The sequence below is a fragment of the Comamonas composti DSM 21721 genome (assembly GCF_000429845.1).
Lineage (GTDB): Bacteria > Pseudomonadota > Gammaproteobacteria > Burkholderiales > Burkholderiaceae_C > Comamonas > Comamonas composti.
In genome coordinates, this window is record NZ_AUCQ01000006.1 from 148,486 (window position 1) to 174,898 (window position 26,413).

The window sequence follows — 26,413 nt, forward strand, 5'->3', positions numbered from 1 at the left end:
GACCTCTACGCTGCCGCGACACCGAGGAGATCGTAAACACGTTCTGATTGCGCGTCGCACTCACCAGCCCAGCCAGGCGGCCATGATCAGGGCGGCCTCGGGCGTGAAATGGTCCTTGAGCAGCCACTGCACGAGCTGCTCGCGCTCCAAGAGCGCAAACGCCTGAACCTCTCCATCCTGGTTGCGCGGCAACAGCCCCGCAACCAGCGTGGCGCAGAACCAGTCCGAGCGCTCGCGCATATAGCCAAAGCCGCCAGCCTCGTCGCTGGGGCTGCTCAGCGCCAGGCGGCCGCCATGGCGCAGGCCCGACAGCTGGGCCAGCGCGATTCCCGCCTCTTCACGGGTCTCGCGCGCCAAGGCCTGCTGCACATCGTCCTGCGCGCCCACCATGCCGCCGACCAACGCATCCCACATGCCGGGGTTGTTGGGCTTGGCCTCGGAGCGCTGCTGCACCCAGACGCGGCCATCTTCGCTCTCACCCACCAGATAGACGGCGCGCGTGGCAATGCCCAAAGGCCGCACGGCGCCGCGCTCCACCGTGGCCAGGGCTTTGCCTTCGTCGTCGCAGACCAGGAGCTGCTCGTCGCGCCAGGGACCGCACTGTCCCGCGTCACGCAGGACAAGGGCCAGGGCGTTGAGGTCAGCCGTGGCATCGCCCCGACCCACAAGCCGCCAGCCTGCCTCATGGGACTCATGGGCCACGAGGGCAATGCCATGCGCCTGCAGCAGCGCCGTGGGCAAGGCATGCACCAGCTCGGCCTGCAGCGAACCTACTTCATGCGACCCCAGCCAGAGCGGCGCCCTGGGCTGCAGCGGCGGGCTGCAGGCCCAGGCCCTGGCCTTTTGCAGCCAGGCAGCAATCCCCGGAGGGCTCTCGGCAACGCAGTTGGCCTTCATAAGGTGAAGATGCTCGACGCCGTGGTCCTGCGGGCTTCGAGATCGCGATGCGCCTGCTGCACTTCGGCCAGCGCATAGCGCTGGGCGATCTGGATCTTCACCGCCCCGCTTTGCACCACGGAGAACAAATCATCGGCCATGGCCTGAGTGGCTTCGCGGCTGGCGATATGGGTGAACAAGGTCTGGCGCGTCACATAGGCCGACTTGGCCGCGAGCTGGGCCGGCGCAAACGCGGGCACCGGCCCCGAGGCATTGCCAAAGCTCACCATCAGTCCAAAGCGGGCCAGGCTGGCCAGAGAGCCCTCCCAGGTATCCTTGCCCACGCCGTCATACACCACCTTGACGCCGCGTCCGACGGTGATCTCCTGCACGCGCCGGGCAAAGTCTTCTTCTCTGTAATTGATAGCATGCACCGCGCCATGGGCAAGGGCTAGAGCGCATTTTTCATCCGATCCTGCGGTGGCAATCAACTCCAGTCCCAGGGCCTTTGCCCATTGGCAGGCAATCAGACCCACGCCGCCGGCTGCCGCATGAAAGAGCACATGATCGCCAGGCTGCAGGCCTTCCACGGGCTTGCACTTCTTCAGCAGGTACTGGGCCGTCAAGCCCTTGAGCATCATGGCCGCTCCGGTCTCGAAGTCGATGCCATCGGGCAGACGGCACACGCACATGGCCGGCATGACACGCGCCTCGCTGTAACTGCCGGGGGGGTTGCTCGCATAGGCCACGCGGTCGCCCACGCGCAAATGCGTGACACCCTCGCCCACGGCCTCGACCACGCCTGCAGCCTCCATGCCCAGGTTCAAAGGCATGGGCAGCGCATACAGCCCGGAGCGCTGGTAGATGTCGATGAAGTTCAGGCCCACGGCCTTGTGGACTATGCGCACCTCGCCCGGCCCGGGCTCGCCGACCTCGACCTGCACCAGCTCCAGAACCTCGGGGCCGCCGTTGCGGCTGATTTGCACTGCGATTGCCATGGACTGCATCTCCTCTATGCGATTGCCATTTTTCGATCAGCGGCCATGGTGCCACGCATCGAAAACCAAGGCGAAACCGAAGTCTTGCAGGCACTATAGTGCGCCCCTATGAGCAAGCCCCTGACACCAGCCACAGCCGCCATGCTGAGCCTGCCGCCCCTGCTGTGGGCCGGCAATGCCATCGTGGGGCGCCTGGCCCATGATCTGATCTCTCCATTCGCGCTCAACTTTGTGCGCTGGATTCTGGCCTTTGTGCTGCTGCTACCCCTGGCCGGTGCGGTGCTGCGCCCCGCCAGCCCCCTCTGGCGCCACTGGCCGCGCCTGGCCCTGCTGGGCCTTCTGGGCATTGGCTGCTACAACGCCCTGCTGTACCTGGCCCTGCAGACATCCACACCGCTCAACGTGACCCTGGTGGGTTCGAGCATGCCCGTCTGGATGCTGGCCGTGGGCCGCCTGTGCTGGGGCACGCCCATCAGCCGCCGCCAGTTGCTGGGCGCAGGTCTGTCCGTCCTGGGCGTGCTCACAGTCCTGTCGCGCGGCGACCTGCAGGTGCTGGGCCAGTTGCGCCTGGTGCCTGGAGATTTGTTCATGGTGCTGGCCACCATCCTGTGGGCCTTCTACACCTGGCTGCTGGCCAAGACCCGCCTGCCCGCCGAACTGCAAGCCAACTGGGCGTCCTTTTTGCTCGCACAAATGCTGTTCGGCCTGATCTGGTCCGGCCTGTTTACGGCAGCCGAAGTCTGGAGCGGCCATTTCCATGTGGCTGCGGGCTGGCCCCTGGCTGCGGCCTTGCTGTTCATCGCCATCGGCCCGGCCATCCTGGCCTACCGTTTCTGGGGCCTGGGTGTGCAGCGCAGCAGCCCCCAGATCGCCGGCTTCTTCGGCAATCTGATTCCGCTGTTCACGGCCCTGCTATCGATTCCCATACTTGGGCAGACGCCCCATGCCTACCATGTGCTCGCCTTTGGCCTCATCGTGGGCGGGATCATGGTGTCGAAGTAGAGCCCCCTGAGTCGCCTGCGGCGCCTTCCCCCCGAGGGGGACGACAGCCTTTGCTGCGGGGCGGCCCTTGCTGGCTGTCCCTGGCCTGGGCTCTGCGAATTTTGCAGGCTGCCGCTCCCAACAAGACTGGCCCTGTAGAAAACCAGCCCTGGCTCGGGCCTGCTTTGACATGCCACCCGAGGGGACGACAGCCTTTGCTGCGGGGCGGCCCTTGCTGGCTGTCCCTGGCCTGGGCTCTGCGAATTTTGCAGGCTGCCGCTCCCAACAAGACTGGCCCTGTAGAAAACCAGCCCTGGCTCGGGCCTGCTTTGACATACCACCCGAGGGGAACGACAGCCTTTGCTGCGGGGCGGCCCTTGCTGGCTGTCCCTGGCCTGGGCTCTGCGAGTTTTGCAGGTTGCCGCTCCCAGCAAGACTGGCCCTGTAGAAAACCAGCCCCCTGGCTCGGGCCGGCGACAGCCTTGGCGGCCAGGCCGCCCTTTCCAATCAATAGGCGCCCGGGTACATGCCGCCGTCGGGCAGGATGTTCTGGCCTGTGAGATAGCCTGCATGGCGGCTGCACAGAAAGGCGCAGATGGCACCGAACTCGTCGGGCGTGCCAAAGCGGCCTGCGGGCACCAGGGCCTGCTGCAGCTCGCGCACCTGCTCCAGGCTTTTGCCGCTCTTGTTCGAGGCGGCCTGGAAGGTGGTGCGCAGGCGATCGGTATCGAATTTTCCGGGCAGCAGATTGTTCACGGTCACACCGCGTGCTGCGATGGAGCTGCGCGCAAGGCCTGCGACAAACCCCGTGAGTCCGCTGCGCGCACCGTTCGACAGACCCAGGATGTCTATCGGCGCCTTGACCGCGCTGGAGGTGATGTTGACGATGCGCCCAAAGCCGCGCTCGGCCATGCCGTCGACCACGGCACGAATCAGCTCGATGGGCGTGAGCATGTTGGCATCCACGGCCTTGATCCAGGCCTCGCGGTCCCAGTCACGGAAGTCGCCGGGCGGGGGGCCGCCTGCATTCGTGACCAGAATGTCCAGGTCCAGGCCAGGACCGCCCTCCACCGTCAGCACGGACTTGCGTCCGGCCTCGGTGGTGATGTCGGCCGCCACGGCCAGCACCTGGGCCGTTGGCGCGAGCACCTGCAGCTCGGCCCTGGCCGCTTCCAGAGCCTCGGGGTTGCGCGCATTGATGATCAGATTCACGCCCTCTTGCGCCAAGGCCTTGGCACAGCCAAAGCCCAGTCCCTTGCTGGCGCCGCACACCAGCGCCCATTTGCCTGCAATCCCCAGGTCCATAGCCTTTGCTCCTTGTTGCAGCCGCAGCCGCTTGAAAAAATGCCCAGATGAAACGCGCCGATGTTAAGCCCATGGCGCTACAGTCTCCCCCCATGATCGATTCGCTGGACCATCAGCGCCTCTTGGAACGTGTTGACGATCTCCATGTGGCTGCGGTGCCGAGGCGATCGCCAACACGCATTTACTAGTCTCATGACCACACCCCAGATTCAAGGCTGGTGTCCCGGTGCCTGGCAGCCCATGGCCAGTGGCGATGGGCTGGTGGTCCGCGTGCGCCCGCCGCTGAGCCGGCTCACGGCCCAGCAGGCCTTGCTGCTGGCGCAACTGGCCCAGGACCATGGCTGCGGCCTGCTGGAACTCACCAGCCGGGCCAATGTGCAGCTGCGCGGCATCGCTCCCGAACGCCATGGCGCGGTGCTGCAGACGCTGGCGCAGCAGGGTCTGCTGGACAGCGATGCGCGCACGGAGCGGCTGCGCAATCTGGTCATCGATCCGCTGTGGCAGCCGGGTGATGGCGTGCTGGAGATGGCCCAGGCCTTGCAAACCGCGCTGACCCAGGCACAGGGCCTGGACACCCTGCCCGCCAAATTCGGTTTCTCGATTGCCAGCGGCCGCCATGTCGGCCTGGCCCAGGTGGCCGCCGATGTGCGCCTGCAGCCCGGCGCCGGCACAGGCTGGCGGGTACAGGCCGAGGGCCAGGCCATGGCCTGGCAGGCCGCATCGTCAGGGCAGGCCGTGGATGCTGCACTGGCCCTGGCCCGTTGGTGCGCCACACAAGCCCATGCCCGGCGTGCGCAAGGCCTGCATCCGGGGCGGCTGGCCAGCCTGCTGCAGGCTGCCAACCACGCGGCCTTGTCCAATCTGCCCGGGCTGCAGCACCTGGGCCGCCATCCCACCCCTGCCATCAACAACGATGCGCCTCCGCCCGGTTGGCAGGCCAACCTGGGCCTGCTGGTGGCCGCGCCACTGGGCCGTGTGACGGCTGCTGCGCTGGCTCGGCTGGCCAGCACCCACGCCGGCGGCCTGCGGCTCACACCCTGGCGCATGCTGCTGGTCGAGGGCATAGACCCCGCTGGCGCCGAGGCCGCGGGCCTGGACGATGCCCAGCACTGGATGAACAGTGCCGCCGACGCCAGGCTGCGCGTCTCGGCCTGCACCGGCGCCCCCGGCTGCCCTCAGGCACTGGCCCCCACCCAGGCTTTGGCGCTGGAGCTGGCCCCCCATGTACCGGAAGGCGCCCATCTGCATGTCACCGGTTGCGCCAAGGGCTGCGCCCGCCAGCAGCCGGCCACCGTCACACTGCGCGCCGAGTCGGCCCAGCGCTTTGCCCTGGTGCGCCAGGGCCGGGCCCGCGATGCGGCCCAGGCCATGCTGGGGAAAAACCAGCTGCGCGACAATCCCGGGCTGCTGTTTGAAGAGATTTAATGGTTCACACCTACGAAACCAATGGCGCCGAGATCTATCGGCAGTCCTTTGCCACCATACGCCGCGAGGCCGATCTGGCCCGCTTCACCCTCACCGAGGAACGCGTGGTGGTGCGCATGATCCACGCAGCCGGCATGGTGGAGCTGGCGCCCCATGTGCAGCTCTCGCCCGGCATGGCCGAGGCCGGCCAGCGCGCGCTGCAGGCCGGCGCGCCCGTGCTCTGCGATGTACGCATGGTCAGCGAGGGCATTACCCGCTCGCGCCTGCCGGCTCACAATCCGGTGATCTGCACGCTGCATGAAGACGGCGTGGCCGAGCTTGCACGCACGCTGAACACCACGCGCAGCGCGGCAGCGCTGGAGCTGTGGCGCCCCCACCTGGCCGGCGCCGTGGTGGCCATAGGCAATGCGCCCACGGCCCTGTTCCACCTGCTCAACATGCTGCAAGACCCCAGCTGCCCGCGCCCGGCCGCCATCATCGGCTGCCCCGTGGGCTTTATCGGCGCGGCCGAATCCAAAGAGGCGCTGATGCAAGACCTGCCCGTGCCCGCCATGATTGTGCGCGGCCGCTTGGGCGGCTCGGCCATGACGGTAGCCGCTATCAATGCCCTGGCCAGCCATGTCGAATAAACCGCAAAGCCAAGTGCAGAGCGTCGCTCCCGGCGTCATCTGCGTGGGCCTGGGCCCGGGCGACCCCGAACTCATGAGCGTCAAGGCCGATCGCCTGGTGCGCAATGCCCGCCATGTGGCCTTCTTCCGCAAAAAAGGCAGGCCCGGCAAGGCCAGGCAGTTGGTGGAGGGGCTGCTCCACAGCCAGGCCCACGAATACGCCATGGAGTACCCGGTGACCACCGAAATCCCGGTGGACAGCCCCGAGTACGTGCAGCTGCTCTCGCGCTTTTATGACGACTGGTGTCTGCGCCTGGCCGAGCTGGCCCAACAAGAGCAGGTGATCGTGCTGTGCGAGGGCGACCCGTTTCTCTACGGCTCCTTTATGCACCTCTACACCCGGCTGCGCGAGCGCGGCGATGTGGCGCTGCAGGTCGTGCCCGGCATTCCCGGCATGGTGGGCTGCTGGCATGCCACGGGCCAACCCATTACCTGGGGCGACGATGTGCTCAGCGTGATGACGGGCACTTTGTCTGAAGACGAGATGGTGCGGCGCATGGACACGGCCGAGGCCCTGGTGGTGATGAAGGTGGGCCGCAATCTGCCGCGCATACGCCGCGCCCTGGCACGCGCCGGCCGGCTGGAAGCGGCCTGGCTGGTGCAAAACGGCAGCACGGCCAGCGAGCAGGTGGCGCGGCTGAGCGAGGTCAGCGACGAGGCCTGCCCTTATTTCGCCATTGTGCTGGTCCATGGCCAGGGCCGCAGACCGGAGGCCGCATGGTGACCCCCCACGCAACCATGGGCCGGCTGTGCATTGCCGGCCTGGGCCCGGGCGATCTGGCCCAGATCACACCGGCCGTGCGCGAGGCCCTGCTGGCCGCCGACGATGTGGTCGGCTATTTCCCCTATGTGGCCAGGGCCCAGGCGCTGCTGGCACAAGAAGCGTACACCCAGGCACCGGCCCAGGCCGTGCAATGGCATGCCTCGGACAACCGCGTGGAGCTGGACCGCGCCCGCCAGGCCCTGGCGCTGGCGGCCCAGGGCCGGCAGGTGGTGGTGGTGTCCTCGGGTGACCCTGGCGTCTTTGCCATGGCCTCGGCCGTGTTCGAGGCCTTGGAAGCCGCCGACGCGCCCCCTGCCTGGCTGGCGCTGGATATCGAGGTGCTGCCCGGCGTCACCGCCATGCTGGCCGCCGCGGCCCGTGCCGGTGCGCCCCTGGGCCATGATTTTTGCTGCATCAATCTGTCGGACAACCTCAAGCCCTGGGCGGTGATTGCCCGCCGCGTGCAGCTGGCGGCCGAGGCCGACTTTGCCATGGCTTTTTACAACCCGCGCTCGCGCAGCCGGCCCGAGGGCTTTGTGCGCCTGCTGGAATTGCTGCGCGCGCATTGCGAGCCCGAGCGCCTGCTGATCTTTGCCCGTGCCGTCTCCACGCCCGACGAGGCGCTGCAGGTCTGCACGCTGGAGCAGGCCAGACCCGAGATGGCCGATATGCGCACCGTGGTGCTGGTGGGCAATAGCAGCACACGCCGCGTGGGCCGCTGGGTCTATACGCCGCGCTACTACGACCCCGTAGACGCCGCAGACGTCACATCCAACGGCAGCACGCCGTGAGCCAGCCAGTGCAACACGGCGTCCACTTCTTCGGTACGCGGCCGGTCCGGCAAGGCCGGGCGCTGCACCATCACCACCGGCAGGCCCAGGCGGCGCGCGGCATCGAGCTTGCCGCGTGTGGCCTCGCCACCGGCATTCTTGGCGACCAGCCATTGCATGCCCTGCTGTCGCAACAGGGCCAGGTCATCCGCCTCGCTGAAAGGCCCGCGCCCGACCACAACGGTGTGCTGCGGCAGCGCAATGCTGCCGGGCTCGGGAGTGTCCACCAAACGCAGCAGATAGTGGTGCTGGGGGCGCACGCTGAAAGCATCGAGCTGCTTGCGCCCCACGGCCAGAAACACGCGTGCAGCCGCCTCGGGCAGGGCCTGTGCTGCCTCGGCCATATCGGCCACCGCTATCCAGCGGTCGCCCGCCTGGGCCTGCCAGGGTGCACGCTCCAGGGCCAGCAGCGGCGTGCCGGTGGCCGTGCAGGCCGCACAGGCATTGCGGCTCATCTGGGCCGCAAAAGGGTGGGTGGCATCGACCACATGGCTGATGCCCTGGTCGCGAATGAATTGCGCCAGCCCTGCTGCACCGCCAAAGCCACCGCTGCGCGTGGGCAGGGGCTGGGCCAGCGGTGCCTGGGTCACGCCGGCATACGAGAACAAGGCCGGCACCGCCGCGCGGTGCAAGGCCTGGGCCAGCTGGCTGGCGCCGCTGGTGCCACCCAGCAGGAGAACTTGCGTCATGACTGATCCGTGGTTGAGTTTGATAGGGCTGAACGAAGACGGTCTGCACGGACTTTCCCCCGCAGCCCGCCAGGCGCTGGACCGTGCCGAACTGGTCTTTGGCGGCCCGCGCCACCTGGCACTGGCTGAGGTGGGCGAGCGCGGCCAGCCCTGGCCCCAGCCCTTTGACCTGGCACCGGTGCTGTCCCAGCGCGGCAAGCGCGTGGCCGTGTTGGCCTCGGGCGATCCCTTCTGGTTCGGCGCCGGCGGCAGTCTGGCGGCCAAGCTGCCGCCCCAGGAGTGGCGCTGCTTTGCCCAAGCCTCGACATTCTCGCTGGTCGCGGCGCGTCTGGGCTGGAGGCTGGAAGCCACCGACTGCCTGGGCCTGCACGCCAGCCCGATGGAACAGCTGCTGCCACGCCTTGCGCCCGGCCGCCAGCTCATCGCGCTGCTGCGCGATGGCGCCGCCGTGGAGCAATTGGCCCAGTGGCTAGCGCGCGAAGGCTGGGGCGCCAGCCAGCTGTGGGTGATGGAGTGTGTGGGTGGGCCGCGCGAGCGCTGCCGCATGCTGCGCGCCGATGCAGCAGCCGAGGCCCTGGCCGCCGACCCCACGCAGGCTCCGGTGACCGTGGGCCTGCTGGCCCAGGGCGGATATGCCCTGCCCCAGGTGCCCGGCCGGCCCGATGCCTGGTATGCCCATGACGGCCAGATCACCAAGGCGCCGGCGCGTGCGTTGACGCTGTCCGCCCTGGCCCCGCGCCGTGGCGAGCGGCTGTGGGACCTGGGCGGCGGCTCGGGCTCGGTGGCCGTGGAATGGTGTCTGGCCGGCGGCACAGCCGTCAGCGTGGAGCAGCATGCCCAGCGCGTCGCCAACATCCACACCAATGCCGCACGCTTTGGCCTGCAAAAAAGCCTGCAGGTGGTGCATGGCAGCTCCGCAGATGCACTGCCCCAGCTGCCCACGCCCCAGGCTGTTTTTGTCGGCGGCGGCTTTGATGCAACACTGTTTGCCGCCCTGCGCCAGCACATGCCTGGTGGCTGCCGCCTGGTGGTGAATGCCGTGACGCTGGAAACCCAGGCCCTGCTGGTGCAGCTGCATGGCGAGTTGGGCGGCCAGCTGCTGAAGCTGGAGCTGTCCAGCGCCGCACCCTTGGGCCGCATGCGCAGCTGGCAGGCAGCACGCCCGCTGCTGCAATGGAGCTGGCAGGCATGAAAGACCACGCCTGCCTGGTACTGGGCATAGGGCTGCGCGCCCAGGCCCGGGCCAGCGATGTGCAAGCACTGTGGCTGCGGGCCCAGGCCGCCCTGCCGGCACTGCAACGCTTTTGTGCAATGGCCGTGCTGCAAGGCAAGGAACAGCACCCTGCCCTGCGCGCATGGAGGGCGGCCCTGCCCTTTGACACCGCCCTGGTGGCCGTGCCTGGCCAGGACTTGCCTGGCCAGCCCGTGGCCACCCAATCGCCACGCCTTCTTGCGCGCTATGGCACGGGCAGCGTGGCCGAGGCCGTGGCCCTGGGCGCCGCAGGCCCTGCATCGGCTTTGCTGCTGCCCCGGCTGGTGGCGGACGATGGCAGCGCCACCCTGGCCGCCGCCCTGCGCCGCAGCGGCCCCCTCAACTGTTGTCTGGCAGCCGCCCGCGCTGCCACTGAAAGCCAAGGAGTTACGGCATGACCGTGCATTTCATCGGTGCCGGCCCCGGCGCCGCCGACCTGATTACCGTGCGCGGCCGCGACCTGATGGCGCGCTGCCCCGTCTGCCTGTATGCGGGCTCGCTGATTCCGCGCGAGCTGCTGGCGCATTGCCCTCCCGGCGCCCGCATCGTCAACACCGCGGCCATGAGCCTGGATGACATCGTGGCCGAAATCGCCGCCGCCGAGGCGCGCGGCGAAGACGTGGCACGCCTGCATTCCGGCGACCTGTCGGTCTGGTCGGCCATGGGTGAGCAGCTGCGCCGCCTGCGCGCTTTAGGCATTGCCTATACCGTGACGCCGGGCGTACCCTCTTTTGCCGCAGCCGCCGCCACGCTGGGCGCCGAGCTGACCCTGCCCGGCCTGTGCCAGTCCGTGGTGCTGACCCGCACCTCGGGCCGCGCCACGGCCATGCCCGAGGGCGAACAGCTCGCGGCCTTTGCGGCCACGGGGGCGGTGCTGGCGATTCATCTGTCCATCCATGTGGCCGAGAAAGTGCAGGCCGAGCTGCTGCCGCATTACGGCGCCGACTGCCCGGCCGCCATCGTCTGGCGTGCCAGCTGGCCCGATGAAGCCGTGGTGCGCACCACGGTGGGCGCGCTGGCCCAGGCCGTGGCCACCAGCATGGAGCGCACGGCCATCATGCTGGTGGGCCGCAGCATCAGTGCCGAGGATTTTGGCGAAAGCCGCCTCTACGCCGCCGACTACGACCGCCGCTATCGCCCCCTGGGCACGGAGCCACGTTTTCCCGCTAACGGCCAGGCCGTGGACACCGCCACCGACCGACCCTTGACCGGATCCTCCGAAGGCCGGGCATGAGCCAGGTTCTGCCCCCTCTGCCTCCCGTGGCCTTGACGCTGATCGGCATCGGCACCGGCAACCCCGACCACCTCACGCGCCAGGCCATCCACGCCATGCAGGCGGCCGACCTCATCCTGCTGCCCCACAAAGGCGAGGACAAGGCCGAGCTGGCTGCCCTGCGCCAGCAGCTGTGTGATGCCGTTCTGCCCCCCGATTCCGCCACCCGCGTTGCCGGTTTTGACATGCCGCTGCGCCGCAGCCAGGGCGATGACTATCTGGAGCAGGTCAACGAATGGCATGCAGCCATTACCGAGCAATGGCAGGCCACCATGGCCGAGGCACTGGCCGCAGGCCTGGCACCACGCGCTGCGGATGGCGCGCTGCAAGTCGCCCTGCTGGTCTGGGGTGACCCCTCTCTGTACGACAGCACGCTGCGCATTGCCGCACGCATGCGCCCAGCCCCGAAGCAGGTCACCGTGGTGGCCGGCATCACCGCCATGCAGGCCCTGACTGCCGCCCATGCCATACCCGTGAACGACATAGGCCAGCCCTTTGTGGTGACCACGGGCCGCCAGCTGCGCGACCACGGCTGGCCGGCCGGCGTGGACACCCTGGTGGTGATGCTGGACGGACAGTGCAGCTTTACCACCCTGCCCCCCGAAATAGCTCGCGAGGTGCAGATCTGGTGGGGTGCCTATCTGGGCATGGCGCAGCAGTTGCTGGACCATGGCCCCCTGGCGGAGGCTACCCAGCGCATCGTCGCCACCCGTGCGGCCGCCAGGGCCCAACATGGCTGGATCATGGACATTTATTTGCTGCGCAGAAACCCGGCCCGCTCGCCGCTCAGAGCGGACGGCGCGCCAGCTGGGTGAAGGCGAAGATGCCGCCCATGACCAGGGCCGTGCCGAACACCATCCAGATGCTGAACGGTTCATCCAGCAGCCAGACCCCCATCAAGATCGTGGACAGCGGGCCTATCATGCCTATCTGCGCCGTCATGCCCGCACCTATGCGCTCTATGGCCAGCATCACCATGATCACCGGCGCCGCCGTGCACAGCATGGCGTTGAGCAGTGACAGCCACAACACCTGCGGCGACACCGCCGGAATCTGCACCGGCCGCAGCAGCAGGAACTGGACGATGCACAGCACGCAGGCCACGCTGGTCGCGAGACTGGCGAGGCGCAGGCCACCCAGGCGCTTGACCATCTCCCCGCTGTAGATCATGTAGATCGCATAGCTGACGGCACTTGCAAACACCAGCAGGGAGCCCAAGGCCACCTGGCTGCCCTGAGCGCCCACCTCATGGCCGAAAACCAGCAGCACGCCGCAATAGCTCAGCAGCATGCCGAACATCTGTCCCCGATTGATGCCCTGGCCGTAGATCACCCAGCCGAAGATGACCACCAGGGTGGGGTTGAGGTAGAGGATGAGCCGCTCCAGCGAGGCACTGATATAGGCCAGGCCCGCGAAGTCGAGAAAGCTGGAAAGGTAGTAGCCCGAAAATCCCAGGCCCAGCACCCCCAGCCAATCCCTGCGCGTCAAGGCACGCTGGCCGCGCCCGGCCCACCAGGCCATGAGCAGGAACACCGGCAATGCAAACAGCATGCGCAACATGATCAGCGTCACCGCATCCACGCCATGGCGGTAGGCGAGCTTGACGATGATGGCCTTGCCGCTGAAGGCGATGGCACCGAGCACGGCCAGCACCAGACCGACGAGCCTGGCGGCTTTTATCGACTGACCGGATTCGCCTGCTGATGCAGCGGCCCTGGCCGCAGGCAGCCGGGCAGACTCAGACGTCGGCACTGCGGCGCCCGTTGAACAGTCGGTGATGCATACGCCGCAGCGACCACCAGACGCTGAAAGCAACCACAGGAATGGCAATGGCCGCCGTGATTTCCGGCGACAGCGGCCAGCCCATTTTCTGCGCCCCCTTGCTGAGGTAGGTGACCAGTCCGGTGATGTAGTAGGTGATCGCAGCCACGGACAGACCTTCGACCGTGGACTGCAGCTTGAGCTGCATGTCCTGGCGCTGGTTCATCGCAGCCAGCAGCTCCTGGCTGCTGAGCTGGCGCTCGATTTCCACGCGTGTGCGCAGCAGGCTGCTGACGCGGGCCACGCGCTCGGACAAGGCATTCTGGCGCCGCTCGGCCCACTCGCAGGTGCTGCGTGCAGGCGTGAGCCGCCGGTCCATGAATTCGCGTATGGTTTGGATCCCGTCCAGCCGTGTCTCCTGAATATCCTGAATGCGCCTGTCCACAAGCTCGAAATACGCACGGCAGGCCGAGAAGCGCGAATGCGATGCCGCATATTCGCTCTCCACCTTGCCCGCCAGGCGCGTCAGCCTGTCCAGCAGCTCGGGCTCGCTGTCCCGGTCGGCCGAGCTGATGGCCTGGGCCAGGGACGCCAGATCGCGTTCGGCCGAAGCCAGCACCTGACCCACCTGACGTGCCGCGGGCAGACCCAGCAGGGCCGCCATGCGGTAGGTCTCTATCTCCAGCAGGCGCTGCACCAGCCGCCCCAGGCGGCGCGGATCCAGGGTTTCGCCGGCCACGAGCAGCATGCGCGAGAAGCCGTCGGCATGAATCGAAAAATCGGTATAGACCTTGCCGCTGTCACCGGCCACGCGGGCCCCCACCAGGCTGTCCTGCAGCAGCAGCGGACGCAGCAGTTGCGCAACATCCAGCGCCTGCTCCTGCAGCACCCATAGATGCATGCTGCTCAGACACTGGCCTGGCAGGCCTGCAAGCCAGCTGCGCGGTACGGAATCGATGGCGGTCTCGGGCTCGCGCGCATCGCCCATGTCACCGGGCAGCAAGGGTTTGCTGAAGGTCCAGGCGACAAACTCCGTGTGCAGCTCCCAGCGCAAGCTGAACGCTCCCAGATCCACGAGCACATGGGTGGTTGCCGCATCCGGCGGCGGTCTATGGTGATCGCGCAGCAGCGCTGCCACATGCTCACGGCTGGCTTCGCGCTGCGCCGCATCGGCCAACATGACGATATGGGCCATGGCCAGCGGCGCCTGCATGACATCGGCAGGACGCGCATGGATCTCGTTGTGCAGCAGCACGCGCTGCGAGTGCTGGGCTGGCAAAAGCAATGGGGACATGAATACCTCGGCAAGGCCTGTTATTGTGAAGCGAGTTCAGAGCCCGCCAGGCCAAGCCGCATCCTAAGCCATGCAATTGCAGCAATAAATGGGCTTCTGCCCAACAGTCCTCCCCGCTCCAGCCTCAAAAACCTTCCCAGTCCCCGTTCGTCTGGCTTTTGCGTCTGACTGCCCCCATGGAAGTCGTCCAGCTCATGGCCCCTGCAGCCTTATCGCCCTGGCTCTTCGGGATGCCCTGATTTCTCGGCCCTGGTCTGGATTCAGGCTTGGCCTTGCCGCCCGACTGATGAACGGCGGCCAGCAGAGGCTTTGGCAGGACAGCCCCGGACTGTGGACTGTTTCCAGGCAGCGCCGTGCGTGCAGCAGGCGGCGAAGAGGCCTGCTGGCCTGCGGCCAGCTCGACCACGACCCGCTGCGCCCAGGCCGTCGCCGACTCCTGCCCATCCAGCCTGAACATGGCCACCACCTCGGCCAGATGCTGGGCCTGCTTTTGCAGGCCCATGGCCGCAGCGCTCGACTCCTCGACCAAGGCCATGTTCTGCTGGGTCATCTGGTCAAGGCTGGTGACGGCCTGATTGACCTGGTTGATTCCATTGCGCTGCTCCTCGGACGAAGTCGTGATCTCGCCAATGAGGTCGCTGACGCTGCACACGCTGGCCACGATCTCCTTCATGCTTTTGCCCGCCTGCTCGACCTGGCTCGATCCCGAATGCACCTTATCCTTGCTGCTGCCTATGAGCTGACGGATCTCCTTGGCCGCCTCGGCACTGCGCTGCGCCAGCGACCTGACTTCGCCTGCCACCACCGCAAACCCGCGCCCCTGCTCGCCCGCGCGCGCCGCCTCGACAGCGGCATTCAGCGCAAGAATATTCGTCTGGAACGCAATGCCATCGATGACGCCGATGATGTTGGCGATCTTGCCGCTGCTGTCGGCGATCTGCTGCATGGTGAGCACCACCTGGGCCATGATCGTGCCGCCTTCCTGCGCCACCGTGGCAGCCTGGGCCGCAAGCTGCTTTGCCTGGCGCGCCCTGTCAGCCAACTGGCTCAGGGTCTGCGTCAACTGCTCCATGCTGGATGCGGTCTGCTCCAGATTGGTCCCCGCCTGTTCGGTTCGGGCCGACAGGTCACGGTTGCCCAGCGATATCTGCACGGTAGCCGTGGTCACGGCCTCCACGCCAAAGCGCACCTGGCCGACCACATCGCGCAAATGCCGGACCATGCCAGTCATGGCGCGCAGCAGACGGCCGAATTCATCCTTGCGCCAGGCCTCTTCATGGATCTGGACCAGGTGACCTTCGCTGACTTCGACCGCCATCGCCACCGCCTTGTTCAGCGGCCCGGTGATAGAGCGCACCAGCCTCGCCATGAGCGCAATGGCCAGCAGCCAGAGAACGACCACCACCACCACGCCCCATATATAGACCCGATTCTTCTGGAGCTCGGCATGGGCCAGTGCCAGATCGCGCTCACGTTCCTGGACGGTCACGAAGTGGATCAGGGACTGGGCATAGGCATTGGCCTTGGGCTCGAACTCCTTGAGCGCAAACTCACTGCGCTGCTCAGGGCTTGCGAGCCAGCGCAACTCGGGCAGACGCTGAAGCAGCGCATTCATGTCCTTGTGCGCAGCTTCGACGGCCTTCATCGCCTCACGGTCTGCATCCGTCTTCAGGCGGGCCTGAATCAGTGCCCGGATCTGGTCGGCCTGGGCACGCAAGGCCTCCATGCGCTGGACCAGCATGCCCACACGGCTTTCGCTCTCCTCTATGCTGGTCATGCTGCGCTCGATATATGCGGCAACCAGGCCCTGCCACCGGGTGGCCAGCGTGATCTGAGCCTGGCTGTCGAGAACGCCCCTGGTGACCTTGGCGCTGACCTCGGCCACCTGATACTGGGTCAGTATCGCAGCCCCCATGAGCAGGAAAAGCATGCCCAGCAAGGCTCCCCAGAGCTTGCCGGCCACCCGGATATGGTCGAGACTCATTGCCACCCCGAACTGCAAGCAAACACTGCCATGCATCAAAGCACTTGCCACGACCTGCTCGCCACCTCGCAGCAAATACAGCTGACTGTGTAATCAGCGCTCGGCCTGACGGGGGCAGCAGGTCGCTCAGGCATTCTAGGGGCTCGCCTGCCTCGCAAGAGATTGCCCACAACTCCTCCAATGCCTTCAGATTTGCAGCCTGACTGGCCCCAAAACCCTAAGAACGTGTTCACGATCCAGGACTAGCGACCAGGCTTTGCCTTGAGACGCTCCAGAAACAAAAAAAGCGGCACCCGCCGGGGTGCCGCTTTGGCATGACAGGCTGCGGCAGGCCGCAGCGCACATGGTTTTTAGTCTTCGACGAAGGCTTCCTCGCGCTTGTTCTTCACCGCAGGCAGCAGCACCACGATGAGCAGGGCCACGGCAGCGATCAACAGGCCAGCCGAGATGGGGCGCGTGACGAACACGCTCCAGTCACCACGCGACAGCAGCAGGGCGCGGCGCAGGTTTTCCTCCATCATCGGGCCCAGAATGAAGCCCAGCAGCAGCGGTGCGGGCTCGGTCCCAAGCTTGTGAAACACATAGCCCACGAAGCCGAAGATACCCACCATCCACACATCCCAGGTGTTGTTATTGGTGCCGTACACACCCACCGCACAGAACAGCACGATGGAAGGGAACAGCCAGCGATAGGGCACGGTCAGCAGCTTGATCCAGACGCCGATCAGCGGCAGGTTCAGGATCACCAGCATCAGGTTGCCAATCCACATCGAGGCGATCAGGCCCCAGAACAGCTCGGGGTTGCTGGTCATCACCTGCGGACCGGGCTGAATGTTGTGGATGGTCATCGCACCCACCATCAGCGCCATCACGGCGTTGGGCGGAATGCCCAGCGTCAGCAGCGGGATGAAGGAGGTCTGCGAGCCTGCGTTGTTCGCCGATTCGGGCGAGCACACACCGCGGATATTGCCTTGGCCGAAGGGCACCTCGCCCGGCTTGAGCTTGGTCTTCTTCTCGATGGTGTAGGCCGCAAAGGCCGACAACATGGCACCGCCGCCGGGCAAAATGCCCAGAGCCGAGCCCAGAGCCGTGCCGCGCAGCATGGCAGGGAACATGTGCTTGAAGTCTTCCTTGGTAGGCATCAGGCCCGTGACCTTCGCTGCAAACACTTCACGCTCGTCTTCGGGCTTGGACAGGTTGGCAATGATCTCGCCATAGCCGAACACACCCATGGCGATCACCACGAAGTCGATGCCGTCGGTCAGCTCGGGGATGTCGAAGCTGTAGCGGGCAACGCCCGAGTTCACGTCCGTGCCCACCATGCCCAGCAGCAGGCCCAGCACGATCATGGCAATGGCCTTGAGCAGCGAGCCCGAAGCCAGAACCACGGCACCGATCAGGCCCAGAGTCATCAGGGAGAAGTACTCGGCAGGTCCGAACTTGAACGCGACTTCGGTCAGCGGAGGCGCAAAGGCCGCCAGAATCACCGTACCCACGCAGCCCGCAAAGAACGAGCCTATGCCTGCGGCAGCCAGCGCCGGTCCGGCCCTGCCCTTTCTCGCCATCTGGTAGCCGTCGATAACGGTCACCACCGAGGACGATTCACCCGGCAGGTTCACCAGGATGGCCGTGGTCGAGCCGCCGTACTGAGCACCATAGTAGATACCGGCCAGCATGATCAGCGCCGCCACCGGAGGCAGGGCGTAGGTTGCGGGCAGCAGCATGGCAATGGTGGCCACGGGGCCGATGCCGGGCAACACGCCGATCAGCGTGCCCAACAGGCAGCCGACAAAGCAGTAAATGAGGTTCTGAAAGGTAAAGGCGACGCCGAAGCCGGTCGCCAGGTTCTGCAAAAGATCCATGGACAATGCTCCTGCTTAGCCGGTGATGAAACTGGGCCAGACGGGGAACTGCAAGTTCAGCGCCCAGACAAAGGCCACATAGCTGCCCACAGCCAGAATGGTGGCGAGAATCGCCACTTCCTTGAAGTTGAAGCTGTGACCACCCAGGCTGGCGATGAAGACCAGCGCATAGATGGCGGCAATCAGACCGAACTGGGGAATGCCAAAGGCCGGCACGCCAACCAGCAAAATGCCGAAGGCAAAGTTGGCAGCGAGCACGAAGAACACCTGTTTCCAGGCCCACTTGCCGATCTTGTCACCGTCTGCAGGACCTTTTCTCAGGCCCATGACACAGATGGCTGCACCCAGAATGGCCATGAGCACGCCCAGGATCAGAGGAAAGTAGCCGGGGCCCATGCGGGCTCCGGTACCTATGGTGTAGTCTGTGGCGCCGATCGCAAAAGCGAGACCGACAACCAGAAACATCACACCGGAAAAAAAGTCTTTTTGACTCTTGATTTTCACGAATGTCTCCCAAAGGAAATCACGACACGGCGATTGTGCTTTCAATAAAACGCCCTCCCGATGTGGATTCCACCTATCAAGGGCAATCCCCCATGCCCGGCATTCGTAGGAACCACAATCCACAAGACGCCTGCAAAAAACCTCGACCAGGCCTCGATCAGGCGAAAAGCGCATGCTCACTCAGAAGATGAAGCCCGACCTTTGATCGTTGCTCCATGACACCGCGCATGAGACTGGCTCAGTACAAGACAGACATGCACATGGATATCCAGCACCGTATGCCTGGCGCCCATCACCACAGCCTGCTGCAGGGCTCGACTGAAACCGCACCGGGCTCTTTTGCGACGTGATCTGCACCTGCGCACTCCACAGGCGCAAGAGCCTGCCCACGACCTCTTCGCGGCGCATCTTGCGACTTCGTATTTTTCATGCCCGACATAAATACGATACCTTATTCATAATCCGGATTATCAGAACCAATCAAGGCTTGGCCACATAATTGTTCCGACTGCATCCACCAATATCCCGGCGATCGCAGAAATCAATCTTCCAAGCGCAGCCTAGATTAATTCTCTCTATTTCTGCTCCTGGATTTACACAATCTTCCACGAAGGGCTGTATGAGGATGAAAACAAAAAAATACATGGCCGGATTCATTTGCACCATCAGCATGGTTCTAGGAGCTTGCTCCAATATCACTCCCAAGCATGAAAGCAGTCGCAACGAGGTCATTGCAGCCATCGACAAGGTCAATACTTACTGGCAAACGCATACGCCTGCCGAGCAATATGCATTCTGGGATGTGGCCGCCTATCACACAGGCAATATCGAGGCTTATCGTGTGACCGGCCATGAACGTTACCGCCGCTATTCGGAAACCTGGGCGGAGCACAATCTGTGGATGGGTGCGAAGTCGAACGACAAAGCGAACTGGAAATACAAGACCTTCGGTGAGTCCGATGAGCATGTTCTTTTTGGTGACTGGCAGACCTGTTTTCAAGTCTATGCCGATCTATATCACCTAAACAAGGACGATCGAAATATAGCGCGCGCTCTGGAGGTCATGGATTATCAAATCAACACACCCAATAATGACTATTGGTGGTGGGTGGATGGTTTATACATGGCCATGCCGGTAATGCCGAAGATGTACAAGATCACCGGCAATCGCCAGTATCTCGAAAAAATGTATGAATATTACAGCTACACCAACAGCATCATGTATGACGCCGAGGCACAGCTTTATTACCGCGATGCGAACTTCATCTACCCCGAGCACAAGAGCATCAACGGCAAAAAGGATTTCTGGTCACGTGGCGATGGCTGGGCTTTTGCAGCTCTGGCCAGAGTGCTGACCGATCTGCCCCAAGATGCCCCCCATCGTCCCGAATATGCCGAGCGCCTGCAGGCCATGGCCGCCGCCCTGCTGCCCATTCAGCAGCCAGAGGGTTACTGGACGCGCAGCCTGCTCGACCCCGCCCACACACCGGGCCCGGAAACCAGCGGCACTGCGTTCTTCACCTTTGGCCTGCTGTGGGGCATCAACAATGGCCTGCTGCCTCGCGACCGGTATCTGCCAGCCGCCCAACGCGGCTGGAACTATCTGACCAAGGTGGCCATGCAACCCGACGGCAAGCTGGGTTATGTGCAGCCCATGGGCAAGCAGGCACTCCCGGACCAGGTTCTGGATCAGAACTCGACAGCGAATTTCGGCGTCGGCGCGTTTTTGCTCGCAGGTGCAGAAATGGTCCGTCTCCTCGACCAGCCACAGTGATGCCCGGAGGTCCCATGCAAATCCACAGATTCGTGCATGCCGCCTGGCTCACGCTGGCCGCACTGGACGCCAGCGCTGCCGAGCGCCTGCAGATCACCGTGCAGCATGATCTCCAGGCGGCCCGCCCCAACGAGACCATTGCCATACCCTGGGCCGAGGTGGTACGGCGCCTGCCCGGTGCACAGATGCTCCAATTGCAGGTGCGCGACTCCAACGGCACATTGCTGCCCTACCAGGTCAGCAATGTGCCGCCGCTGACCCAAGACGCCTCTGATGAAGCCCCTGATGCAGATCTTGCCCATGGAGAGCTGCTTTTTCAGCACGACTTTGCCCTGCATGAGCAACGTGCCAGCTTCAGCGTCGAAAAAAGCAGCACACCTGTATTACCTTTTCCGGCCAAGACATTTGCGCGTTACGTACCCGAGCGCCTCGACGACTTCGCCTGGGAAAATGACAGGCTAGGCCACCGCACCTACGGGCCGGCACTGGCGGCACCGGCTCCCCCCGGAAGCGCCAAGGAGGTGCTGGTCACCAGCGGCATCGACATCTGGTTCAAGCGTGTCCCCTACCCCATCGTCGACCGCTGGTACAGCAAAGGGCACTATCACCAGGACGACGGCGAGGGCCTGGACATGTACTCTGTGGGTCGCACGCGCGGTGCTGGCGGCACCGGTATCTGGGATGGCCGCCAGTTGTTTGTCAGCCGCAACTATGCATCCTGGCGCGTAATCGCCAACGGCCCCATCCGCAGCGTCTTCGAGCTCAGCTATGCGCCCTGGAATGCCGGGGGCGTGGCGGTCAGCGAAGTGAAACGATTCACGGTCGATGCCGGACACCTGTTCGATACGGTGGACAGCACCTTCACCACAGAGCAGCCACAAAGCCTGCAAGTGGCCATAGGCCTGAACAAGAACCCCGCCTATGCAGAGCAAACACCGTCAGCAGCAAGCTACCGCAGCCCCGAAGCCCTGATGCAGTGGGTGGACCAGCGCAGTGCGGGCAACTTTGGCACGGCCATCATCCTGCCGGGTGCCAGCGGCCAGGCAGCAGACACCGACAACGAGCTCATCCTGGCCAAGGTCACCAGCGGAAAACCCTTGCGCTACCACCTGGGTGCAGCCATCAACTGGTCCGGCGCCATTCCCAACGCCCAGGCCTGGCAGGCCTATGTGCAGGCCTACAGGCAGCGCCTGGCCTCACCGGTTCGCATCGAGCTGAGCACGGAATAGCCTGCCCTGCACGCCCACAGTGCAGCCGACAAGGACTCTCTGGCCAGTGGCGCTGCCGGGCTCCATGGACCGCGAATGGAGTCGGCAGGGGCTCATAAGAACGGCGTGCTCGCCATGACCTCGGGCAGCGTGGTCAGCCCTTCGGCCACGCGCAAGACGCCGGCCAGCCGCAGGGGGCGCATGCCGTCCTGCACGGCCTGGCGGCTCAGGGACTGCATGGAGGGGTTGGCATGGATTTGCTGCTTGAGTTCCTCGCTCACGCTCAGCAACTCGTACAACCCCATGCGCCCGCGATAGCCGGTCATGCGGCATTCCTCGCAACCCACAGGCTTGTAGGGCTGGCAGTTGCCCGAGAGCTTCCAGGGCTTGACCGCCTCGGCCAGGGCCTCGTGTGCGAGCTCCTCGTCGCGCTGCTTGCAGGCCGAGCACAGCGTGCGCACCAGGCGCTGGGCCAACACGCCCAGCAAGGTGGCATTGATCAGATAGGGCGGCACGCCCAGCTCCATGAGCCGGCTCACGGCGCTGGGCGCATCGTTGGTGTGCAGGGTGGAGAACACCAGATGGCCCGTGAGCGCGGCCTGCACCGCCATCTCGGCCGTGGCCAGGTCGCGAATCTCGCCGACCATGATGATGTCCGGATCCTGGCGCATGAGGGCGCGCAGGCCTTCGGTAAAACCAAAGTCGAGCTGGGCCTGGACCTGGGTCTGGTTGAAACTGGGCTCGATCATCTCGATGGGATCCTCCACGGTGCTCACATTGACCTCTTCCGAGGCCACGCGCTTGAGCGTGGAATACAGCGTGGTGGTCTTGCCCGAGCCCGTCGGGCCGGTCACGAGAATGATGCCGTGCGGCCTTTTCACAAGCTCGTTCCAGCGCCTGGCGTCATGCGGGCTGAAGCCCAGGGCATCGAGATCCTTGACCGCGTTGTCGGGGTCGAAGATGCGCATCACCATTTTTTCGCCAAAGGCCGTGGGCAGCGTGGACAAGCGCATTTCCACCTCGTCGCCGCGCGGGTTGCGGGTCTTGATGCGCCCGTCCTGGGGCCTGCGCTTTTCGACCACGTCCATGCGGCCCAGCAGCTTGACACGCGCCACCATGGCATTGAGCACGCCCATGGGCATTTGATAGACCGGATGCAGCACACCATCTATGCGAAAGCGGATCACGCCCTGCTCGCGCCGGGGCTCCATGTGGATGTCGCTGGCGCGCTGGTCGAACGCGTACTGCCACAGCCAGTCCACCACGCGGATCACGCCCTGGTCGTTGGCATCCAGCTGCTTGTTGCTGTTGCCCAGCTCCACCAGTTGCTCGAAGCTGGCTGCTGCCGAGGCTCCTCCGGCCTTCTGCGCCGCGCGCACGGACTTGGCCAGCGCAAAGAATTCGGCCGTGTAGCGCTTGATCTCCAGAGGGTTGGCCAGCACGCGGCGTACGCTGCGCCTGGCCTGGCGCTCGACCTCGGGCACCCAGTCGTCAAGAAAGGGCTCGGCCGTAGCCACCACCACTTCCTGCGGCGAGATCTGCACGGGCAGCACCTTGTGGCGCTCGGCATAGCTGGCGCTCATGATCTCGCCGACCCGGCCCACGTCCACACGCAGCGGATCGATGCGCAGATAGCCCAGGCCGCTGCGCCGCGCCAGATACTGGGTCAGGGCCTCCACATCCAGCGCCCGGCCGTCGGCCAGGGCCGTCACCCCTACATTCGCCAGACGCACCAGCGGATGCTGGGCGCTTTCGGCCTGGGAGCAGCGCGCAACCACGCGCTCAGCCTCCTGACTGCTAATCTGCCCATCGGCCTGCAGCCACTGCACGATGCGGCGCCAGTCCAGCGGACCAGAGGCGGAAGCAGACGAAGCGGGGGCAGCAACCTTTTGGGGTTCAGGCATGGGGATGGGGCTTGTAACGTATAAGACCTTAATGTAAGCCTTGCGGCTTGCCGGCAAGCCGTGATAGGTCAGCCAGCCGTGGCGCCGCGCTGCATCCCATCCATAACAACCGCCAAAGAGCGCAAGCGAGCAACATCCAGTGCGCAGCGCACAAAACCGGCGCGGCCCAACTCAAGGACACCGAGGAAGAGCCGCTCAGGGCGTGGATTTCATCGCCGGCCCGAACACCTTGGCCCAGCGCTGGGTCGGCAGATCCCAATAGGTGTTGACCTGGTCGCAGGCCGCCTGCAGCGCCTCGCCCTGCAGGGCTTTGGGCGTTCTCTGGGCCAGGACCACGGTATTGCCTTCGCGCGTGGGCCGAAAGTACCACAGCGCCTGGTTGCCAAAGGCCTGGGCCATTTTCTCCAGGCTGCGCTCGTAGCTGCTGGTGCGGCCGAACAGGTTGACGGTCATGATGCCGTCCTCGGTCAGCAGTGCGCGGCAGTCGGCATAGAACTCGGCACTGTCGAGCACGGGCGCGGCCGCGTCGTGGTCGTAGAGGTCCACGGCCAGCGCGTCCACCGTGCCCAGCCATTCGCTTTTGCGGATTTCCTGGGCTGCATCGGCCAGCACCACCTGCAGCCTGTCGCTGTCGGGCGGCAGCTTGAACCAGCTGCGGCAGACGGACAGCACCTGCGGGTTGAGCTCGATGGCCGTGGTCCGCATGCGCAGCTTCTTGTGGCAGAACTTGGTGATGGCGCCCGCGCCCAGGCCCAGTTGCATGGCATGGCGGCCGGCCACGCTGGCCGGCTCCATGAACATCAGCCAGCCCATCATGCGCTGCACGTATTCGAGTTCGAGCTCGAAAGGCTCGCGTATGCGCATGGAGCCCTGTATCCAGGGCGTGCCCAGATGCAGGTGGCGCACGTCGCCATCGTCGGAGACACTGACTTCGGGCAACTCGTTGACGGGGAAGGAGGATGCGGCTGCGGCCTTGGCCGCGCCTCTGGTTTTGCGTATCACGATAAAAATCAGATCAATTGGTTGGCGGCCAGCGCCTCGCGCCAGGCCTGCAGCTTGCGCTCGAAGGACCAGCTCGCATTCGCCGGGCTGGTGGAAGGCAGCTTGAGGGCGGCCAGGCCCAGGGCCTGGACACGGCCCGCGTGCTTGTAGCTTTCCGCACCGTTGTGCAGGCCCAGGCGCAGCAGCGGGCAGCGTTTGCGCAGGGCCGTGAAGTCGTTGACCTCTGCCGCGCGTATGGCGCTATCCAGACTGCCCTGGCGCTCGCAGCTCGCATACACATCCCACAGGCCCAGGCCGCGCGCCAGCAGCCATTCGCAGCGGCCCGCATAGTCGCTGCGCAGCGGCTGCACATGCGCGGGCCACAAGGCCTGGAGCAGCGGCCAGAACTTGTTTTGCGCATGCGCGTAGTACTGCTGCAGGTCCAGCGAGCGCTGCCCCGGGAAGCTGCCCAGCACCAGGGCCCGCGTGCGCGCATCGGCCACGGGGGCCAGCCCGTGCAGACGCACAGCGGTCGAGGGTTGCGGGGCAGAGCTTGGCATGGCCGGCATTGTCGCCCACCCGCTCGCACGGCGTTCGTGGCGTCTCCCATGCCCCGGAGCGGGGCTGCAGCTTTTCAGGCCGCAGGCAGGCCTTTCAAGGCCGCGCGCGCATTCGCCGAGGTGGCCAGGGCCAGCGCCTGGGGCGTGATGCCGCGCAGGGCTGCGATCTCGGCTGCGATGCGCGGCAGCTGGTCCGGCGCGTTGCGGCCCTGGGCCTGGCCTGTGGCGCGCTGCTCGGCCGTGGTGTAGAGCCAGTGCGGGGGAATGTCCGGGGCATCGGTTTCCAGCACCAGGCTGGCCAGCGGCAGCGTGGCTGCGAGCTCGCGCAATTTGAGCGCGCGCTCGTAGGTCACGGCACCACCAAAGCCGAGCTTAAAGCCCAGATCGATGAAGGCCCGGGCCTGCTGGGCGCTGCCGTTGAACGCATGGGCAATGCCGCCCGCCACGGGCCGCGCGCGCAAGGTCTTGAGCAGGCGGTCGCTGGACTTGCGCACATGCAAGATGACGGGCAGATCGAACTCGCGCGCCAGCGCTATCTGCTGCTCGTAGAACCAGATCTGGCGTGCCTCATCGAGGCCTGCATCAGGGCTTGCCCCCACGCTCGCCCGCTGCGCGTGGCTTGCTGCCCCCCGAGGGGGCTGCTCTTTGCCTTGGGGCGGCCCGGCGGCAAAGAAATCCAGCCCGATCTCTCCCACGGCCACCAGGCGCGGATCGCCACGGCGGCGGGCCAGTTCTTCGCGCAGGGCGGCAATGTCCTCCTCCCGGGCACGCGGCGTGTACAAGGGGTGGATGCCCAGCGCGTAGCTGTCGCCATGGCGGGCGGCGAGCTCGGCCACGCCGGCCCACAGCCCACGCTCCACGGCCGGAATCAGCAGGTGACCGACACCCGCAGCCCGCGCCGCCGCACGCACGGCATCGCGGTCAGCGTCGAACTCCGGCGCATCGAGATGGCAATGGCTGTCTATCCACATTAGAGACATAAGCAAGAGCGCTCTTAAAACAGATGCTGCTTGCGCTTGTCTGTACTGGATTTCAGATGCTTTTCGATCTGAAATGGCTTGAATACATGCGCTTGCAGCTATCAAAAAAAATCAGCCCATGCGCGCCAGCGCGGCCCGCATTTCCTCGCCGACCTGGGCCAGGCCAAAGCTGCGCCCATATTCCAGCACCAGCTTGCCCGCTATGAAAAAACGCAGCACGGGCAAGGTGAATACACCTTGCTGGGCACAGGCCGCGGGCAGGGCTGCGCAGTCCACCGAGGCCAGGGCCACTTCGGGAAAGCCATTCGCCACCATCTCCTGCAGCCTGGGTTTGAGCGCCTGGCAGACGCCGCAGTGCGCGCCGCCCCACAGCACCAGGGCCACAGGCCGCTGCAGCCATTGCGCCAACTCCTGTTCCGAACCGATGCCGTGCATGGCCACCTCCATCATCCAGAGCCTGCCTCATCACAGCCTCCAAAACCGGCGCTCCCCAGCCCAGAGACGCCGAGCAAGAGCCGCCCCGCGGCGAGGGCGCCGCCCC

25 protein-coding genes are annotated in these 26,413 nt (G+C 65.5%); 11 read left to right on the top strand and 14 right to left on the bottom strand.

Annotated features, from left to right (window positions below; translation table 11 throughout):
- Positions 1-60 precede the first annotated feature (60 nt).
- Positions 61-897, bottom strand: a complete 837-nt coding sequence (locus G486_RS0105640) for an NUDIX domain-containing protein (protein ID WP_027014660.1) — start codon at positions 895-897, stop codon at positions 61-63.
- Complete coding sequence (locus G486_RS0105645) at positions 894-1,874, bottom strand: quinone oxidoreductase family protein (RefSeq protein WP_027014661.1); 981 nt, start codon at positions 1,872-1,874, stop codon at positions 894-896. The genes G486_RS0105640 and G486_RS0105645 overlap by 4 nt, the downstream gene beginning before the upstream one ends.
- Positions 1,875-1,982: 108 nt before the next feature.
- On the opposite strand from G486_RS0105645, the gene G486_RS0105650 reads away from it, so the two are divergent.
- Positions 1,983-2,876 (top strand): DMT family transporter, encoded by an 894-nt coding sequence (locus G486_RS0105650; RefSeq protein ID WP_027014662.1) that lies wholly within the window; start codon positions 1,983-1,985, stop codon positions 2,874-2,876.
- A gap of 486 nt (positions 2,877-3,362) precedes the next feature.
- Here G486_RS0105650 and G486_RS0105655 read toward each other — a convergent pair whose 3' ends face one another.
- Entirely contained in the window at positions 3,363-4,160 is a 798-nt protein-coding gene (locus G486_RS0105655; RefSeq protein WP_027014663.1) for an SDR family oxidoreductase, read from the bottom strand.
- 192 nt (positions 4,161-4,352) lie between these two features.
- On the opposite strand from G486_RS0105655, the gene cobG reads away from it, so the two are divergent.
- The 4 genes from cobG to cobJ are packed head-to-tail and all read left to right on the top strand — an operon-like array spanning position 4,353 to position 7,807.
- A complete protein-coding gene (gene cobG, locus G486_RS0105660) occupies positions 4,353-5,585 on the top strand; it encodes a precorrin-3B synthase (RefSeq protein WP_027014664.1) in 1,233 nt (410 codons plus the stop codon).
- A complete protein-coding gene (locus G486_RS0105665) occupies positions 5,585-6,214 on the top strand; it encodes a precorrin-8X methylmutase (RefSeq protein WP_027014665.1) in 630 nt (209 codons plus the stop codon). The genes cobG and G486_RS0105665 overlap by 1 nt, the downstream gene beginning before the upstream one ends.
- Positions 6,204-6,977, top strand: coding sequence for a precorrin-2 C(20)-methyltransferase (gene cobI / locus G486_RS0105670; protein WP_034386797.1), 774 nt, complete (start codon positions 6,204-6,206; stop codon positions 6,975-6,977). Before G486_RS0105665 ends, cobI begins: the two co-directional genes overlap by 11 nt.
- Positions 6,971-7,807, top strand: a complete 837-nt coding sequence (cobJ, locus tag G486_RS0105675; protein WP_156919908.1) for a precorrin-3B C(17)-methyltransferase — start codon at positions 6,971-6,973, stop codon at positions 7,805-7,807. Before cobI ends, cobJ begins: the two co-directional genes overlap by 7 nt.
- Here cobJ and G486_RS0105680 read toward each other — a convergent pair.
- On the bottom strand, positions 7,756-8,535 hold the full coding sequence (locus G486_RS0105680) for a cobalt-precorrin-6A reductase (RefSeq protein ID WP_027014668.1): 780 nt from the start codon (positions 8,533-8,535) through the stop codon (positions 7,756-7,758). The genes cobJ and G486_RS0105680 overlap by 52 nt on opposite strands.
- On the opposite strand from G486_RS0105680, the gene G486_RS0105685 reads away from it, so the two are divergent.
- The 4 genes from G486_RS0105685 to cobF are packed head-to-tail and all read left to right on the top strand — an operon-like array spanning position 8,534 to position 11,875.
- A complete protein-coding gene (locus G486_RS0105685) occupies positions 8,534-9,727 on the top strand; it encodes a bifunctional cobalt-precorrin-7 (C(5))-methyltransferase/cobalt-precorrin-6B (C(15))-methyltransferase (RefSeq protein WP_027014669.1) in 1,194 nt (397 codons plus the stop codon). The genes G486_RS0105680 and G486_RS0105685 overlap by 2 nt on opposite strands.
- Positions 9,724-10,185, top strand: coding sequence for a cobalamin biosynthesis protein (locus G486_RS0105690; RefSeq protein ID WP_245587252.1), 462 nt, complete (start codon positions 9,724-9,726; stop codon positions 10,183-10,185). Before G486_RS0105685 ends, G486_RS0105690 begins: the two co-directional genes overlap by 4 nt.
- The gene (gene cobM, locus G486_RS0105695; RefSeq protein ID WP_027014671.1) at positions 10,182-11,021 is read left to right on the top strand and encodes a precorrin-4 C(11)-methyltransferase; all 840 of its coding nucleotides are present in this window, start codon (positions 10,182-10,184) and stop codon (positions 11,019-11,021) included. Before G486_RS0105690 ends, cobM begins: the two co-directional genes overlap by 4 nt.
- Positions 11,018-11,875: a precorrin-6A synthase (deacetylating) gene (gene cobF / locus G486_RS21615; RefSeq protein ID WP_051303181.1), complete on the top strand. Its 858-nt coding sequence runs from the start codon at positions 11,018-11,020 to the stop codon at positions 11,873-11,875. Before cobM ends, cobF begins: the two co-directional genes overlap by 4 nt.
- Here the strand turns inward: cobF and G486_RS0105705 are convergent.
- From G486_RS0105705 to G486_RS0105725, 5 genes are all read right to left on the bottom strand, one after another.
- Entirely contained in the window at positions 11,847-12,812 is a 966-nt protein-coding gene (locus G486_RS0105705) for a DMT family transporter (protein ID WP_211233753.1), read from the bottom strand. The two genes, cobF and G486_RS0105705, sit on opposite strands and share 29 nt — an antisense overlap.
- A complete protein-coding gene (locus tag G486_RS0105710; protein ID WP_027014673.1) occupies positions 12,799-14,115 on the bottom strand; it encodes a DUF3422 family protein in 1,317 nt (438 codons plus the stop codon). The genes G486_RS0105705 and G486_RS0105710 overlap by 14 nt, the downstream gene beginning before the upstream one ends.
- Positions 14,116-14,239: 124 nt before the next feature.
- Entirely contained in the window at positions 14,240-16,099 is a 1,860-nt protein-coding gene (locus G486_RS21620) for a methyl-accepting chemotaxis protein (RefSeq protein WP_051303184.1), read from the bottom strand.
- Positions 16,100-16,449: 350 nt separating this feature from the next.
- Positions 16,450-17,961, bottom strand: a complete 1,512-nt coding sequence (locus tag G486_RS0105720; protein ID WP_027014674.1) for a tripartite tricarboxylate transporter permease — start codon at positions 17,959-17,961, stop codon at positions 16,450-16,452.
- A 15-nt stretch (positions 17,962-17,976) separates the two neighbouring features.
- Positions 17,977-18,465, bottom strand: a complete 489-nt coding sequence (locus tag G486_RS0105725; protein ID WP_027014675.1) for a tripartite tricarboxylate transporter TctB family protein — start codon at positions 18,463-18,465, stop codon at positions 17,977-17,979.
- Between the two features lie 643 nt (positions 18,466-19,108).
- Here G486_RS0105725 and G486_RS0105735 point away from each other — a divergent pair.
- Positions 19,109-20,239 (top strand): glycoside hydrolase family 88/105 protein, encoded by a 1,131-nt coding sequence (locus tag G486_RS0105735; protein ID WP_034386743.1) that lies wholly within the window; start codon positions 19,109-19,111, stop codon positions 20,237-20,239.
- 14 nt (positions 20,240-20,253) lie between these two features.
- Complete coding sequence (locus G486_RS0105740) at positions 20,254-21,468, top strand: DUF4861 family protein (protein WP_027014677.1); 1,215 nt, start codon at positions 20,254-20,256, stop codon at positions 21,466-21,468.
- A 92-nt stretch (positions 21,469-21,560) separates the two neighbouring features.
- Here G486_RS0105740 and G486_RS0105745 read toward each other — a convergent pair whose 3' ends face one another.
- The 5 genes from G486_RS0105745 to G486_RS0105765 form a co-directional block, all read right to left on the bottom strand.
- Positions 21,561-23,351: a GspE/PulE family protein gene (locus tag G486_RS0105745; RefSeq protein WP_027014678.1), complete on the bottom strand. Its 1,791-nt coding sequence runs from the start codon at positions 23,349-23,351 to the stop codon at positions 21,561-21,563.
- 195 nt (positions 23,352-23,546) lie between these two features.
- Entirely contained in the window at positions 23,547-24,353 is an 807-nt protein-coding gene (locus tag G486_RS0105750) for a spermine/spermidine synthase domain-containing protein (RefSeq protein WP_027014679.1), read from the bottom strand.
- Positions 24,354-24,361: 8 nt separating this feature from the next.
- Entirely contained in the window at positions 24,362-24,901 is a 540-nt protein-coding gene (locus G486_RS0105755; protein ID WP_027014680.1) for a DNA-deoxyinosine glycosylase, read from the bottom strand.
- Positions 24,902-24,966: 65 nt separating this feature from the next.
- A complete protein-coding gene (locus G486_RS0105760) occupies positions 24,967-25,872 on the bottom strand; it encodes a TatD family hydrolase (protein WP_084455069.1) in 906 nt (301 codons plus the stop codon).
- 111 nt (positions 25,873-25,983) lie between these two features.
- Entirely contained in the window at positions 25,984-26,307 is a 324-nt protein-coding gene (locus G486_RS0105765; protein WP_027014682.1) for a thioredoxin family protein, read from the bottom strand.
- Between the last annotated feature and the right edge of the window lie 106 nt (positions 26,308-26,413).